The following is a 16,013-nucleotide window of genomic DNA, read 5'->3' on the forward strand; positions in this document are numbered from 1 at the left end:
GTTTACAAAGAATTGATCAGTGTCCAATAACGCCATCCTAAAATAGCTTTCTGCATTTTATTTAGCCGGCTCGGATCTTTATGTACTAAACTCGGTAAGATCAATTTGTTGATACTGACCAATAAGCTGAATAATCTTTTTTTTAGCTCCATATTAAATAAAACAGCCTTATGATCCAATTGTTTATTCGCTTAGCAATTCAAGTTGTTCAAAGAACAAATTTATCTCCCTTTGTTGGTATTTCAACCTGATAGCCTTTTTCTATTAACTCCGTTTGTAATGCCTGCATACTGATTAAGTCACCATGTACTAAGAAAACTTTCTTTAATGTATCTTTATCCTGTTTTGAAACGGTATGAATTAAATCATGATGATCGGCATGCCCACTTAGACAATCCGTTTGTTTAATGGATGCAAAAACCGAAAGCTCACGGCTCCTGATTTTTACGATAGCATCACCTCGAAGCAAACGATGTCCAAGTGTTCCTTTAGCACAATATCCTATAAAAAGAATGGTGCAATAGAAGTTTTGGATATTTTCATAAAGATGATCCTGTATTCTCCCCCCTTCTAACATACCTGCAGAAGAAACGATGATGCAAGGGTCATAATAATTAGAAATTTCCTTGCTTTCATCCAAATTTTCGACGTATTTTAAGTTTTCGAACGTGAATTGGTCGCCCTCTCTTGCATAAAAGTTTTGCGCGTCTTCATTCAATAGATGATAATATTTTCGGTATACTTCGGTCGCATAATTGGCCAGTGGACTGTCTACAAAGATCTGTATCGGGGGTAAAAGACCTTCCGAAAAAATACGGTTAAGGCTATATACCAATGCTTGCGTCCTGCCTACACTAAATGCCGGTATAATTAATTTACCAGGTGTTTTAATGCAGGTTTCTTTTATGGTGTTGATGAGAACGTCCGTAAAATTCTCGTCCGTATGATAACGGCCGCCATAGGTGGATTCGCATATTAGATAATCTACCGATGGAATTTGTTCCGGATCTTGCAATATCGGATAGTTCTTTCGACCCAGATCACCGGTAAATGCAATCCGTTTCCGTTGGCCCTTTTCTTCTATTTCTAAGATAGCGGCAGCGGCCCCTAATAAGTGTCCTACAGGTATCAAGGTTAAGGTGATATTGCCGGTAATGCGAAAAGATTTATGGAATGGTATGGTCACAAAGCGTTCGACAGCGTCCATAACATGTTTTTGCAGATATAAAGGTTTATTATATCGAGTGAAGGTCTTATTTCCCCGTCTTACTTTTCTTTTCTCTTTTTTTAGAAAAATATTAACGGAATCCAACATAAGCAACTCACTAAGAGCCGCAGTAGGAGAGGTACACAGAATTTGGCCTTGAAAACCCATCCGGATAAGGGTCGGAATGTTTCCGGAATGGTCAATATGAGCATGTGTTAAGATGATAACATCAATTTCAGTAGGTTCGAAGGGGAAGTGCTCATTGTTTTCCAAATTGATGGAGGGTTCATAATCCAAACCGCAATCGACTAATATTTTATAACCGTCTGTTTCTAAGAGATGCATGCTTCCTGTCACTTGTTGAGCTGCACCCCAAAATGTTAAATTCATAATTTCTTTCAGCAGTTTGGATGATCCTTATCCACTCACCTTTTCTTGTTGAAGACGACTAAGATAACGATATAATCCCGTTTCACGTTGAATAAGCTCACTATGTGTACCGCATTCAATCACGCGTCCCTTTTCTATCACAATAATTTTGTTCGCCTCGCGTATGGTAGAAAGACGGTGGGCGATAATAATAGAGGTGCGGTTTTTCATCAATTCTTCCAAGGCATGTTGCACTAAACGCTCTGATTCGGAATCGAGCGATGAAGTAGCTTCATCAAGTATAAGGATGGCAGGATCTTTCAAAAGTGCGCGGGCTATAGCGATACGTTGGCGTTGACCGCCCGATAACTTGACACCACGTTCTCCGACCAAAGTGTCATAACCCTCGGGAAATCCCATGATAAAGTCGTGCGCATTAGCACGTTTAGCCGCCGCAATTACCTCTTCTGCATCAGCCTCTAGCTTACCATAAGCAATATTCTCTCGTATAGAACCCCCGAAAAGTAAAACGTCTTGCGGTACAATGGCCACCTGATTTCTTATGTCTGTTAATCGATAGCTTTCTGCTTTTTTTCCATCAAATAGAATCTCACCCGCTTGCGGTTGATAAAATCCAAGAATCAAGGCCGCCAGTGTGGATTTGCCTGTACCACTGGGACCTACAATGGCTATTTTTTCACCGGCATGCGCTGTGAAAGATATATCTTTTAGTACCGTAATTTCACTCCGAGATGGATAGGCAAATTGCACATGATGAAAAGCGAGGTCACCTTTAATGGGTTGTTTTATCTCGTTTTCCTCCGGGATGATCGAAACATTTTCTCTCTTTTCTTCTAATAATTCGATAACGCGTTCTGTGCTACCTACAGCCTTCTGTACATTAGCATACAGCTCTGGAAAACTTCCCATAGAGCCCGCTACAAATAATGACGATATAATATAGGTGGTTAAGTTTCCGACAGAAAGCTCGCCGGTCGCTATAAGTGAAGAGCCATACCAGATAACGCTTACAACGGCACCAAAGATGCAAAAAAGAATAAATGACGCGAATAGTCCACGATAACTTGCTCCTCGTAGGGCTAAATGCACAACGTCTTTCAGTGAACTTTGATAACGATTAGCTTCGTAAGCTTCGTTTACAAATGCTTTTACATTGCTGATCCCTTGGAGTGTTTCTTGGACAATCGTATTCGATTCAGCAAGTTTGTCCTGTGCCTTTCGAGACAGATTACGAATAAACTTACCAAAAAAAACGGCAATAATTACAATTACCGGCAGAATAGATAAATTTAATAGGGTAAGCTTAACAGATACAATAAATAGAAAACTGACACCTCCAACCAGTAAGATGCTCTGTCGGATCATCTCCGCAAAGGTGGTGGTCATTGTGTCTTGTATTTGAGATAAGTCTGCGGATAAACGACTGTTTAATTCACCTACTCTTCTGTTGGCGAAAAAGTCCATCGGAAGCGTGATTAAGTTAAAATACGTATCACGTCTGATATCCGCTAATGTTTTTTCAGCAACTTCTACAAAGAGTCGGATACGAAAAAAAGATACAAAAGATTGGAAGAACAAGATCACGAAGGCAATAAGGCCGATAATTTTAATACTTGCCGGAATGAATGTTAAACCTTGTTTTCCCTGAGCTGCATCAACCATTCCTCCCATGAGTGCGGGGAAGGCTAAAAGTGATACGCTCGATAAAAATAGAAAAAACAAGCCAAGGATAAACTTTAAGCGATACGGGCCCAAGTATCTTAAAAGTTTTTTAACGTTGCGGAGTGAGGTTTTGTTAATCTTAGTCTTGGGGAGCTCATCGGTAATTCCGTTTCCACTATTTAATCGAGCACGTGCCATTAATTGAATTATCGGTTTTAAAATAACTTAACATGCAAAGGTAGCTACATAAAAGGGCTTGCCTATCACTTTAAAGTCAATTTTTCTTTCGCTTAAATAATAAAAATGATAACGTCATAAGCGCTAAGAAGGCCACAATGAGGATGTTGAGGTAGAGGCTGTTCTGTCTCTTGAGTACACCTATTTCTTCATGTAGTTGATCCTGGCTCTTCCGTAGCTTGCTGATCGTATTGATATAACCGGTAATGCGTGAGACTGATTCGACAGCTTTGTTTTCGACGGTTTGTTTTTCAATATCTTTAAAATCCAGTAGCGCTTTTGTTTCTTTAAAGATATGGTTGTCCGTTGTTACAATTTGTTTGAGTATGTCTATGGATGCCTGCATGTCCTTTTTGGTTTTTAAACCGAAAATACCTGATCTGGCCCGTAAACTTGAATCAAACTCGCCGAAACGTTGACTTCGTTGGTCCAATAATTGGTTCACCTTTGTGCGTTGCTTTTCATAAGCGGTGCTGTCTTGTTGCAATGATGCAAAGCAACAATTTATACTGAGAACAAATACAGAAATTGCGATGCGTTTATGTTTCATTTTTTTTAGCTACAGGGGGCACTATATACTTACCGCCTTTACTCTTTAAATTACAGCTTAAAGCCTTTTGTTGTTCCACTACTTAAACTCAATGCGGATAATATCTCCCATCTGCAGACCCAACAAACCGCTTGCATTTCCTTTGTTTATGGCTATTTCCAAATGATTACTGATTCCGAAAAGACATAACTTTTCCCCTTCGGGTACTTCGTTATAGTGCCAGCTTAGGTGTTTGATAGATTCATTACGACGGAAGAAGAGTTCGAAATTACGATTTTGTTGTATTTGATTAAAAAGCTCTTTGCTGATATTGGTAATAACATTCTGAAAAGAATCAACATAAATAACACTTCCTCTTATGGTGTCACCATCTATGATGGGTTGAATGATGACTCTCTTTACCAGCGAATCCACGGGATCTCCGATGTCCTCCATAGTTCCACCTTTAGCCAAATGCGTTGCTGCTTTTGCAAAAATATCTGTAAGAGGGAAATGTAGAAATTTTAAATCTTGCATGATATTGAGTTCCACGGCCTTTTCCGGGTCATCATCCAATAACAAAGAAAATATACCGTTATCGGCACCTACAAAGTAATGGCCTTTATACTTCACCGCTAAGTATCGCATATCTTTATTAAAGACCGAATCGATACCAATAAGGTGAACTGTATCTTTTGGGAAATACCTGTATGCATTTTTTAGCACGAAGGCAGCCTGTTGTATATTGAAAGGAGCGATATCATGGGAAACATCAACTAAGCGCACCGTAGGGTATAAACTGATAATGCTCCCTTTTAATGCAGCTTGATAAAAGTCTTTATGTCCTAAATCTGTGGTTAACGTAATGATGCCCATATCTAAATCTCAATCCGCTGATAAAATCCTGATACGCCCCGGAAGACAGTATTTTTGTACGATTACTATTGATGCAAATACTTTTTTTTATGCACTATAATTAGTAATCTTGCGTAGGGATTTTAAGGTGCAAACCTAGCATGAATTTTTCATATTTAGTTGTGAATATTGCCAAAAATATAAAAAATCCGGTAAGGCACTTCCGAAAATCTTGTTTTGTGATGAAAGCGGGTGAAAAGACCGAGATGAAAGAACGAATAAGCTTTTTTGAATTCACATATTTATCCTCCAGTATAACAGTATAAAAGGAAAAACCCGGGAAAAGCATAAAAAACAAATAAGATAGAATTTGAACGAATTACGGATTACATTGGAACAGGTGGACCCTGCATTGCTATGGGGGCCACAGAACGAGCATTTTGAATTGATACGCAAGTACTTTCCGAAATTGAAGCTAATAGCTCGTGGTACTGATCTTAAGGTTCTTGGAGATGCAGAAGAGATTAATATCTTTAAAAATAAATTTGAAGCCATTATTGGCCATCTCGAAAAGTATAACCATATCAACTATAATGATATCGAAACCGTGTTAGGCGCTACACCCGCGGTGGTTAAGAAAGAGAGTATAGTAGATAAAGCGGCCGCTCCATTTGGAGGAGAGCCCATTGTTTTTGGACCAAATGGTATTGTCGTCAAAGCGCGTACGGCAAATCAACGTAAAATGGTGGATAGTATTCTCAAAAATGATATACTTTTTGCCATTGGACCCGCAGGGACAGGAAAGACATACACCGCCGTTGCTTTGGCCGTGAGAGCTTTGCGTAATAAAGAGGTGAAGCGTATTATATTAACACGTCCGGCAGTGGAGGCGGGTGAAAATCTTGGGTTCTTACCAGGCGATTTGAAAGAAAAGGTGGATCCTTATCTAAGACCGCTCTACGATGCTTTAGATGATATGATCCCCGCTGAAAAGCTTAAGATGTATTTGGAAAATCGGACCATAGAAGTAGCTCCTTTAGCATTTATGCGCGGACGAACTTTGGATAATTGTTTCGTAATTTTGGACGAAGCACAAAATACGACCGAAATGCAATTGAAAATGTTCTTAACTCGAATGGGGCCAACTGCCAAATTTATTGTTACGGGTGACGTAACACAAATCGATTTACCGAAGAAACAACAATCCGGTTTGCATAGTGCATTAAAGCTTTTGGATGATATTGAGGGAATTGATATCATTTACCTAAGTGGAGGAGATGTTGTTAGACACAAGTTAGTGAAGCGTATTTTAGAGGCCTACGGCGACATCTAGTCAATTAGTCAACTTGTTGTTAGTAGGTTGAGTTGTGGAGTAGTTGAACGGTGAATTAGCTAATACAGCAATTAGCCGTTTAGCCAGTGGAAATGAGCATAAAGCCTTGAGTGCTCCTCATTCCCAACTTGAAGAAAGAAGTTTTATGCCAGGCAGGCATCCCTCCGGGGAGGCAAGCTTTTGAATTATTGATGCTTTGTTCGTTTTTTAAGGTATCAATGAGCCCTTCGGGGTTTTTACTTTTGAATTTTTACTTTTTATTTGAATAACTGTGAACGCGATAAAAGAAACTCATTTTAGTTTTCCAAAACAAACTGCTTTCTATAAAGGGAAAGTTAGGGATGTTTATACAATAGATAATCAGTATTTAGCCATGGTGGTATCCGACCGGATCTCTGCTTTTGACGTTGTATTGCCGAGAGCAATTCCGTATAAAGGGCAAGTGTTAAATCAGATCGCCGCGAAATTTCTGAAGGCAACCGAGGATATTTTACCCAATTGGGTAATTGATGTGCCCGATCCGAGTGTTACCATAGGAAAAATTGCCAGTACCTTTAAGGTGGAGATGGTTATTCGAGGTTATTTATCGGGGCACGCCTGGCGAGAGTATGCAGCAGGAAAACGGGCAGTTTGCGGTGAACCACTGCCTGAAGGATTAAAAGAAAATGATAAGCTTCCTAAGCCGATTATTACCCCAACCACCAAGGCGTCGGTAGGTCATGACGAAGATATTTCGCGGGCAGAGATATTAAAGCAGGGTATCGTTAGCGAAGAAGACTACCTAAAATTAGAGCAATATACGTATGCACTCTTCGAAAGAGGCACAGAAATTGCAGCTGCTCAAGGACTGATTTTAGTAGACACTAAATATGAATTTGGGAAAGTTGGCGATCAAATCATCCTGATTGATGAAATCCATACGCCTGATTCCTCACGCTATTTTTATAAAGAGGGTTATAATGAACTGCAAAAAGAGGGGAAACCGCAGCGTCAACTATCGAAAGAATTTGTACGTAAGTGGTTAATTGAAAATGGCTTTCAGGGGAAGGAAGGGCAATCAGTCCCCTTAATGGATGATGAGCTTGTCAAATCGATATCAGAACGGTACATTGAATTGTACGAACATATTACAGGAGAGAAGTTTATTCGATATGAAATACAACATATTGAAGAGCGAGTAGAAAATAATATTAATAAGGCCCTTGATCGGTTATTAAAGAAGGGGTAAAACCAATAGATATGAAGTTTACAATTGACAAACATGAGCGTTACGTAGTGATTACTCCTCATGAAAAAGTATTGGATGGTGTCACGGCACCTAAAATCAAGTCAGAATTCGTATTGCTGAATACTGACGGACAACGGAATATTGTGTTGGATTTAACCTATGCAAAAAGTGCGGATACCTCAGGGTTACGTTGTGCCCTTACAGCGCACAGATTGTGTCATGCTGCGGGCGGGATTTTCGTAATTTGTTGCGCCAATCAGGAAATTATGCAACTCATCGAATTATCCAATTTAAACGGGGTGTTAAATGTGGTACCTACTTCTAATGAAGCTGAAGATCTCATTTTTATGGAAGAATTGGAACGAGAGTTTAGGGGACAAGTGGCTACGGATGAAGAATGAGGTTTGAAGTAACGATTCTTGGAAGCAATTCAGCCACACCCTTGTTCGGGCGTCATCACACGGCGCAAATTCTAAACTGCAATGAAATTATTAGTTTAATAGATTGCGGTGAAGGTACGCAATTGCAACTGCAGCGATATGGAATTAAGGTAAACCGAATTAAATATATTTTTATCTCGCATTTGCACGGAGATCATTATTTGGGGCTTGTAGGTCTTATATCTTCTATGCATTTAAATGGTAGAAAAGAGGACTTACACATTTTTGGACCTGAGGGCCTAAAGGAAATTATTGATCTTCAGCTTCGTTATTCAGAAACTTCCTTGCGGTACCAGCTTCATGTTCAAATGACTAGTCCGCATACCACGGAGACAATTTTGTCGGATTCGAATTTTGATGTAATGACTTTCCCTTTAAGTCATCGAATTAGCTGTACAGGGTTTCTGTTTCGTGAAAAACAACGACTCCCACGGATAAATAAGGAGCTAATTGCCTCTTTGGATATTCCTACTCCTTATTATCCACTCTTAAAACGTGGCATTGATTACACTGATAATGAGGGAAATATTTATAAGGCTGCCGATCTTACTACACCTGCACCTGTGCCTCGTAGTTACGCTTTCTGTTCAGATACCGTGAATATAAAGAGCTATTGGCCTTACATTGAAAAAGTTGATCTTTTATACCACGAAGCTACGTTTTTACACGAAATGTTAGATAGAGCGGTGGAGACATTTCATACGACATCTTTAGAGGCAGCAGAAATTGCAAAAGCAGTTGGTGCGAAGAAGCTCCTTATAGGACATTTTTCAGCGAGATACAAAGATTTGCAACCGCTTTTGGCCGAAAGCCGAAGCGTGTTCCCCAATACCGAATTGGCATTGGAGGGTGAAACTTTTGAAATTTAGATCCTTTTTCCCTTAATCCTTTTTCTGTTGTTTTTCTTTCTCGGTCTTGTCTTTCTTTCCAAAGACCGAAAAGTGGACATATTTACTTGGATGCTCCCTTAAATCGATCATTAAACAATCTAAGTTTTTAGATGCATTGTTTAAATTATTATATAGCTCCTCATCGTTCAATAACAAGCCAACGGATCCCTTGCCATTATTAATGTTGTCGACAATGTGCTGTAAATCAGCAACGGCTGTGTTTGCACTTTGAATTGTTTCTTGAAAATTTGCCTTTGCCACTTGGTCTGTCACACTTTCCAAATTCGTTAAAATCGAAGTGATGCGCTCCCCGTTATCCTTAAAATTGGCAGAAATCGATTCCACATTACTTAAGATATTGGAAAGTTTGGTACGCTGTGTACCTACAATTGCATCAACCTGCGTTGTTGTATGCTCCAATGTATTTAATGTATTGGCGATACTGGCAATACTTCTATTGAAGTTTCGTTGGAAATCTGCATTTATGGTGTTATTTATTGAGCTTAAAACCGAATCCAATACCGCTACAACAGCTTCTGCCTTTTTCTGTACCGGTTCTACCTGTTCTAAAATGTTGCGCTGAATATTTGCTTTCAACGTGTCTCCATCTTGTGCGTAATCTTTACTGTCTCCCAATTCAAATACGATCGCCTTACCTCCCAAAAGATCTGTACTGGCAATTCTGGCTATCGTATTGGAAGGAATCGCGTAATCTTGTTTGATCTTAAATTCGGTCAATATCTCGCCGTTGGGCTGTAGGTTCATCTTGGAAACACGACCAATTTGATATCCATTGACCATAACAGGCTTAGAAACGCTCAATCCATCCACACGGTCATAAGAAGCATAAAATTTATTTTCACTGGTAAAAACATCATTGCCCTTTAGAAAACTGTATCCGATAATTAATACAGCAATAGCTACCGTAGCTAGAATGCCTACTTTGGTTTCGTTAGATATCTTCATTCAAATAGTCTTTTTAAGGCAATGAAACTGACCTGTCTACAAGCAGGCAGGCATGAGCTTTTTTACTTTTATGATCGCTCCTGTAGTTTTCATCCAGTAATAATCCTTCCCATTTACATTTCAGTGCCGCTCAAATAATTTCAATCGGCCAGGCTTCGAGCAATGAAAAGCTTACACACTCTACCATGAACAACAATCCTATCAATTTGTTTAGTTTTCTGCTTGTCTTTTATAGCTTTTTATAGCGTCTAACAAATTTTCAACAATCTTTGACTGACCTTGTGCCGAGTTTAAATAACGCTCTTCGTCAGGGTTGCTGATAAATCCTACTTCTGTTAAAACGGCGGGCATACCCGCTCTTGCTAGAACGGCTAAGCTTAATTCTTTTACACCTCTACTCCCTCGTCCTGTTTTTACATACTCGCCTTCAATAAGCGAAGCTAATTTAATACTTTGATCTCGGTAAGCATTCTTCATCAGCGAAAAAATAATATAGCTTTCGGGATCTTTCGGATCAAAGCCATCGTAATTTTCTTTGTAATTTTCTTCCAGCAACATCGAGGCATTTTCTCGAATGGCAGCATCCTGTTCAGCCAATCGACCTGATCCCGATACAAATGTTTCCGTACCACGTGTGGTAGTATTTGGCGTACTTACCGTTTTATAAATAGGTATCCTCTTGCCGTTTCTTCTACGATAGCCGGTAACGGTTCGCTTTTTTATCGATGGCATCGAGTTGCAATGAATGGAGATAAATAGGTCAGCCTTTTTTTCATTAGCTAATCCAATACGTTCATAAAGAGGAATGAAGACATCCGTTGTGCGGGTATAAATTACCTTCACATCTTTCAGCTCGCTTTGAATAGAACGGCCTAATTTTAGTGCAATTTGCAAGGCAATATCCTTTTCTACAGAAGTTCTGCCCCTAGCTCCTATATCGTGTGCACCATGGCCCGGATCAATAACAATTGTTTTGATTCGAAACCCTTGATTTTCTTTGTTTTGTTGCGGATCAACGACAGAGGATGCAGCGGACGGCGTGCTGCCCGCGATAAACAAGGTGAAAAGAATAATGGATAATAGCTTTCTATACATTAGTTTTCAATCTGTTTTTTATAGTTCTTTATGGCGTTGACTAAGTTTTCTACAATTTCTGCTTGTCCACTGGCCGAATTCATATAGCGTTCTTCATCAGGATTGCTTATGAATCCCATTTCTGTTAGAACGGCAGGCATTCCCGCTCGGGCCAGTACCGCTAAGCTCTGTTCTTTTACACCGCGATCCAATCTGTCGGCTTTAATATACTCATTTTGAATGAAGGTTGCTAGTTTTATACTTAAATCTCTATACTGATTTTTCATTAAGGAAAAAATAATATAGCTTTCGGGGTCATTTGGATCAAAGCCATCATAATTTTCCTGATAATTTTCTTCCAACAGCATAGATGCGTTCTCCCGCATAGCAACATCCTGTTCATCCAATCTTCCATAACCTGAAACGAACGTCTCGACACCATTTACTGAAGTGTTTTGCGAATGTACGGTCCGATATACGGGTACGCGTTTACCTCGCTTATTTCGAACATATCTGGAAACCACGCGTCGGCTGGTATTAGGCATTGAATTACAATGAAGCGAAATGAACAGATCCGCCTTATTACGATTAGCGATGCCAATGCGCTCATATAATTCTATAAAGCTATCGTCCGTCCGTGTATAAATAACCTTTACACCCTCAATCTCTTTTTCTATTGCTTTTCCTAATTTTAAGGCAACAGCCAATGTAATATCCTTCTCTTTTGAAAAAGAACCATGTGTATTTCCATCTCTTCCACCGTGACCCGCATCAATAACAATTGTTTTTATTTTATAGGTGTTATCATACTTATTTGCCGAACTTTGCGTTGGTATGTGTAATGAGAGTATTAAACAAATGGTTGTCGCAAATCTTGTTACAAACGTAATCATCCAAATCCGTAATTCTTGTTTAAAATATATAATGCTATAAAGTTAATCTTATTGTACTAAATTGCTAATAAATGATTTTATTGAAAACAATATGTAGCAATCGTAAATAAAAAACTGTTAAGTGAAGAAATAGCTATTGCAAGCTGCTATTGCTTTCACTAATTTTGGGCGCCTTAATTTTTATACTGCAAAAATAATATTCGTTGTCAAATTTGAAGTCTGTTAGCATCTTTTTTAAAGTTATTTTATTCCTCGCAGGCACAGCGATGCCATTATGGGCATTCGGACAGCAATTTATTGTGCAAGATAGTTTAGGTAGACCGATAAATTTAACGCAAGACTCCCTTCGCCAAGATAGTATAATAAGAGATTCCACTCGACAAGACACCGCAAAAAAGGGAAATGATGCCGGGGGTCTCACATCCATTGTTTTAAGCAACGCTGAAGATTCTACTCGAACAGACCGTAAAAACAACCAGCTTCATTTGTACGGAAATGCAAAAATAAAGTATGAGGATATGGAGCTTACGGCAGACTATATCCGCATTGATAACACGACCCGTACGATGTTTGCCAGTGGAATGGTTGATCATAATGGGAAATATAAAGGAAGACCCATTTTCAAAACCGCCACAGATCCCCCTGTAACGGTCGATTCCCTGATCTTTAATTTTGATAGTAAAAAAGGTAAAACTTATGGGGTTTTTACCGAAATGGATGGGGCCTCCATTCAAGCGAAGGAAATAAAGAAAAATGAGTATAATGAACAGTTCATTCGACATGGATTCTATAGTACCTGTAATCTGCCTTTTCCGCATACGCATTTCGGTATTCAGATGAGCCGTGTAATTCTTACCGAAAACCAGGTGGTATCAAAAAGTGCCTATATGGTGGTAGAGCAAGTACCCTTACGTTTTATTATGATCCCTTTCGGATTTTTTCCAAAAACGAATAAAAGGCAATCGGGTATTCTTTTTCCGACCTTTGGGGAAGATTTTAGTAGGGGCTTTTTTATGCGAGATGGGGGTTACTATATCGGGATAAATGATTATTGGGATGCAGAGTTACGTGGAAATTTGTATTCAAAAGGATCATGGGAAGCGAATGCACGTGTACGTTATAAGAAAAACTATAAATACGATGGGGGTTTTTCCCTGCGCTATGCCTATACCAAAAACGGAGAAGAGAATACGCCCGGTTTCTCGCGGGCAAAAGATTTTAATATCACTTGGAATCATTCACAACGACAGGAAGCAAATCCAGGTACAACCTTCAGTGCTAGTGTAAATGCCGGAACAGGTAGTTATTTCTCGAATACGGCAGCGGGTGGATCCTACGATTATAATCAACTTACGCGAAACAATATGTCTTCCAGTATTGCGTATGGAAAAACATTTGCGGACGGAAAAGTGAATTTTACCTCTTCCTTAAGTCACCGTCAAGATATTAGTACGGGGGCGGTAAACTTGGAACTGCCTACTTTCAATCTAAACGTAGCTACTTTTAACCCTTTTGATTCAAAAAACAGGGTGGGGGAACAGAAATGGTATCAACGTATCACCATGGGATATAGCGTGCAGGGAAAGAACTCGATCAACGCCGGTGATAGCGTCCTGTTTACAAAAGAGACCTTGAAAAAAATGCAAAATGGGATACAACATAATATCCCTATCAGTATGTCACTGAATGTTGCCAAGTATTTTCAATTTAATACCAGCGTTAACTATACAGAACGTTGGTATTTTCAGTCCATTAGGAAGTTTTATGATAATACACCGGCCGGTTATGAAGAGGTCATCGATACGGTACAGGGCTTTAATAGAGCTTATGATTATAGTTTTTCAAGTGGATTTTCGACAAAGATATATGGCCAGAAAAATTTCAAGGGAAAGCTAGCGGCCATTCGCCACGTAATTACCCCTTCAGTCAATTTCAACTATCGACCGGACTTTTCGGAGTCGAAGTACGGTTTTTACCGCGAACAACTGTATGCGGACGGTACACCGGCGCTGGATAATCAGGGAAGGATTCAGAAATATTCTATTTTTCAGAATGCGATCTATGGAACACCGGGTTCCGGACGATCGATGGGTATTGGATTTTCTATTGATAATAACCTGGAAGCTAAAGTACGAAGCGAAGACGACACAACGGGAACTGGATTTAAGAAGGTTCCAATTTTGCAAGGTCTGACGTTTAGTGGGAACTATAATTTTGTGGCCGATTCATTTAATTTGTCGAATATTAGCTTTTCAGGGCGAACAGCTCTCTTTGACCAGAAACTCGGACTAAATTTTAATGGTAGTTTCGATCCCTATCGGTATGAGACGTACACGACACCGGGAAGCTCTGCTGTGAGTTATAGAAGGATAAATGAATATGCCATCAAGGGTGGTCAGTTAGCAAGGCTTACGCAATTTGGTTTGTCGATGGATTTCAGTTTTAATCCCGCAGCTGCTAAAAGTAGAAATAATAACTTGAATGAAATGGATAAGAACAAAGCCAATATGACACCCGAGCAGCAACAGGAGTTGGCTCGAATCAGTTCTGATCCAAATGCTTTTGTTGATTTTAATATCCCCTGGAATATTGCCGCTTCTTTTAGCTTTCAATATAGTAAACCTTTTGCCGAGTCACGCATAACCAGCACCATCAATTTACACGGTGATTTTTCTGTCACCCCTAAATGGAAGATTCAATACAATACCGGTTATGATTTTCAAATGAAGAAGATCGCATTAACCCAGTTTAATATCTATCGAGATCTTCATTGCTGGGATATGTCTTTTGGTTGGGTGCCCTTCGGTACTTATCGAAGTTATACCTTTAACATTCGCGTGAAGGCGTCGATCTTACAGGATTTAAAATTGACGAAGCGTAATGATTACTATAATAGCTTTTAGATGTTAGCTTTTTATTAATAGTGAATAGTTAAATAGGGAGTAGTTAGTAGGGTGTCGATATTGGTTAATAGGGAGCAGAAAGTTGTCGGGGCCCTTTTTAATTTTGACTTTTTAATTTTTAATTTTCGACTTAGGTCATGAAAGCAGAAATTATAACCATTGGGGATGAAATACTAATTGGCCAAATTGTTGATACCAATTCGGCGTGGATTGCCCAACAATTAAATCGCATTGGAATTGAACTGGTGCAAATCACTTCGATCGCCGATCAAGCAGATGCCATTAAACAGGCCCTCAGTTCGGCTGCTTCGCGGGCCGATATTATTCTGTGTACGGGAGGCTTGGGACCAACAAAAGACGATATTACTAAGCAGACGTTGGCAGCGTACTTTCAAACATCCTTAGTTCGTAACGAGGATGTTTTGAAACATGTCGAATCTATTTTCCGAAAGTTTAATAGACCGATGCTCGAGGTCAATAACAAACAAGCGGATGTGCTGGCGAATGCGCAGATTTTACATAATGAGACGGGCACGGCACCGGGCATGTGGATTGAAGAGAAGGGTAAAATTTACGTGGTGATGCCGGGGGTTCCGACTGAAATGAAGTATCTCTTGCAAAACGAGGTGCTGCCGAAATTGCAAGGATTACCTAACCAATATGCTATTTCCCACCGTTCTATATTAACTGCGGGAATCGGTGAGTCTTTCCTCGCGGAGAAACTACATTCATTTGAAGAGGATTTACCGCTCCATATCCGTTTGGCTTATTTACCTAAATTCGGACAAGTACGACTACGGCTGACAGGTAGTAATTTAGCAGCACAAACGCTTGAGCAGGAAATGGATGTTTATCGAGATCGTCTGATGCAGCTTGTAAATCCTTATTTCGTTGGCGAAGGGGATCGTTCGTTGGAGCAAGAAATATTGAATGTTTTAGCAAAACGTCAGTTAACCTTATCAACGGCAGAAAGTTGTACGGGGGGCTATTTAAGCCATCAGATTACGAGTTTATCCGGGAGTAGTGCCGTATTCAAAGGGGGCGTTGTGTCTTATAGCAACGAATTGAAAGAAAATGTATTAGGTGTCCGGGAAGAAAGTCTGATTGCGCATGGTGCAGTCAGCGAGCAAGTGGCCTTGGAAATGGCCTTAGGTGCTCAAAAGAATTTCAAAACCGATTATAGTATGGCTGTTACGGGTATTGCCGGACCGGAGGGTGGTACAGCCGATAAACCGGTTGGCACCGTTTGGATTGCCGTTGCCGGTAAAAAAGGAGCGAAGGCAAAATTGTTTAACTTCGGCAAAGTACGACTGCCTAATATAGAACGTTCGGCGGCGAATGCATTAGTCATGCTTTTTTACCTGCTAAAGGAAGAGTAGTTTGCTCCTTATAACCTGAAACCTTAA

At 39.7% G+C, this 16,013-nt stretch carries 13 protein-coding genes; 6 read left to right on the top strand and 7 right to left on the bottom strand.

Annotation, left to right across the window (positions count from 1 at the left end; translation table 11 throughout):
• Positions 1 to 208: 208 nt before the first annotated feature.
• The 4 genes from RYH73_RS15795 to RYH73_RS15810 all read right to left on the bottom strand — a co-directional run bounded on the left by RYH73_RS15795 (position 209) and on the right by RYH73_RS15810 (position 4,901).
• Complete coding sequence (locus RYH73_RS15795) at positions 209 to 1,597, bottom strand: MBL fold metallo-hydrolase (RefSeq protein WP_335314404.1); 1,389 nt, start codon at positions 1,595 to 1,597, stop codon at positions 209 to 211.
• Positions 1,598 to 1,624: 27 nt separating this feature from the next.
• Positions 1,625 to 3,457 carry an ABC transporter ATP-binding protein gene (locus RYH73_RS15800; RefSeq protein WP_335314405.1) on the bottom strand — a complete coding sequence of 611 codons (1,833 nt, stop codon included), beginning with the start codon at positions 3,455 to 3,457 and terminating at the stop codon, positions 1,625 to 1,627.
• A 76-nt stretch (positions 3,458 to 3,533) separates the two neighbouring features.
• The gene (locus RYH73_RS15805; protein WP_335314406.1) at positions 3,534 to 4,046 is read right to left on the bottom strand and encodes a hypothetical protein; all 513 of its coding nucleotides are present in this window, start codon (positions 4,044 to 4,046) and stop codon (positions 3,534 to 3,536) included.
• A 78-nt stretch (positions 4,047 to 4,124) separates the two neighbouring features.
• Positions 4,125 to 4,901, bottom strand: coding sequence for an SAM hydrolase/SAM-dependent halogenase family protein (locus tag RYH73_RS15810; protein ID WP_335314407.1), 777 nt, complete (start codon positions 4,899 to 4,901; stop codon positions 4,125 to 4,127).
• 349 nt (positions 4,902 to 5,250) lie between these two features.
• Between RYH73_RS15810 and RYH73_RS15815 the strand changes: the two genes are divergently transcribed.
• From RYH73_RS15815 to RYH73_RS15830, 4 genes are all read left to right on the top strand, one after another.
• Positions 5,251 to 6,213, top strand: a complete 963-nt coding sequence (locus tag RYH73_RS15815) for a PhoH family protein (RefSeq protein ID WP_335314408.1) — start codon at positions 5,251 to 5,253, stop codon at positions 6,211 to 6,213.
• A 271-nt stretch (positions 6,214 to 6,484) separates the two neighbouring features.
• Positions 6,485 to 7,441: a phosphoribosylaminoimidazolesuccinocarboxamide synthase gene (locus RYH73_RS15820; RefSeq protein WP_335314409.1), complete on the top strand. Its 957-nt coding sequence runs from the start codon at positions 6,485 to 6,487 to the stop codon at positions 7,439 to 7,441.
• 11 nt (positions 7,442 to 7,452) lie between these two features.
• Positions 7,453 to 7,842 (top strand): STAS domain-containing protein, encoded by a 390-nt coding sequence (locus RYH73_RS15825; protein WP_335314410.1) that lies wholly within the window; start codon positions 7,453 to 7,455, stop codon positions 7,840 to 7,842.
• Positions 7,839 to 8,750 carry a ribonuclease Z gene (locus tag RYH73_RS15830; RefSeq protein ID WP_335314411.1) on the top strand — a complete coding sequence of 304 codons (912 nt, stop codon included), beginning with the start codon at positions 7,839 to 7,841 and terminating at the stop codon, positions 8,748 to 8,750. The genes RYH73_RS15825 and RYH73_RS15830 overlap by 4 nt, the downstream gene beginning before the upstream one ends.
• A gap of 12 nt (positions 8,751 to 8,762) precedes the next feature.
• Here RYH73_RS15830 and RYH73_RS15835 read toward each other — a convergent pair whose 3' ends face one another.
• The 3 genes from RYH73_RS15835 to RYH73_RS15845 all read right to left on the bottom strand — a co-directional run bounded on the left by RYH73_RS15835 (position 8,763) and on the right by RYH73_RS15845 (position 11,704).
• Positions 8,763 to 9,737 carry an MlaD family protein gene (locus RYH73_RS15835; RefSeq protein WP_335314412.1) on the bottom strand — a complete coding sequence of 325 codons (975 nt, stop codon included), beginning with the start codon at positions 9,735 to 9,737 and terminating at the stop codon, positions 8,763 to 8,765.
• A 210-nt stretch (positions 9,738 to 9,947) separates the two neighbouring features.
• Positions 9,948 to 10,832 (bottom strand): N-acetylmuramoyl-L-alanine amidase family protein, encoded by an 885-nt coding sequence (locus RYH73_RS15840; protein ID WP_335314413.1) that lies wholly within the window; start codon positions 10,830 to 10,832, stop codon positions 9,948 to 9,950.
• Positions 10,832 to 11,704 (bottom strand): N-acetylmuramoyl-L-alanine amidase family protein, encoded by an 873-nt coding sequence (locus RYH73_RS15845; RefSeq protein ID WP_335314414.1) that lies wholly within the window; start codon positions 11,702 to 11,704, stop codon positions 10,832 to 10,834. Before RYH73_RS15845 ends, RYH73_RS15840 begins: the two co-directional genes overlap by 1 nt.
• Positions 11,705 to 11,907: 203 nt before the next feature.
• On the opposite strand from RYH73_RS15845, the gene RYH73_RS15850 reads away from it, so the two are divergent.
• Together RYH73_RS15850 and RYH73_RS15855 are read left to right on the top strand one after the other, a co-directional pair.
• Positions 11,908 to 14,607: a putative LPS assembly protein LptD gene (locus RYH73_RS15850; RefSeq protein WP_335314415.1), complete on the top strand. Its 2,700-nt coding sequence runs from the start codon at positions 11,908 to 11,910 to the stop codon at positions 14,605 to 14,607.
• Positions 14,608 to 14,744: 137 nt separating this feature from the next.
• A complete protein-coding gene (locus tag RYH73_RS15855; protein ID WP_335314416.1) occupies positions 14,745 to 15,986 on the top strand; it encodes a competence/damage-inducible protein A in 1,242 nt (413 codons plus the stop codon).
• Positions 15,987 to 16,013: the final 27 nt, after the last annotated feature.

The organism is Olivibacter sp. CPCC 100613, assembly GCF_036959255.1.
Lineage (GTDB): Bacteria > Bacteroidota > Bacteroidia > Sphingobacteriales > Sphingobacteriaceae > Olivibacter.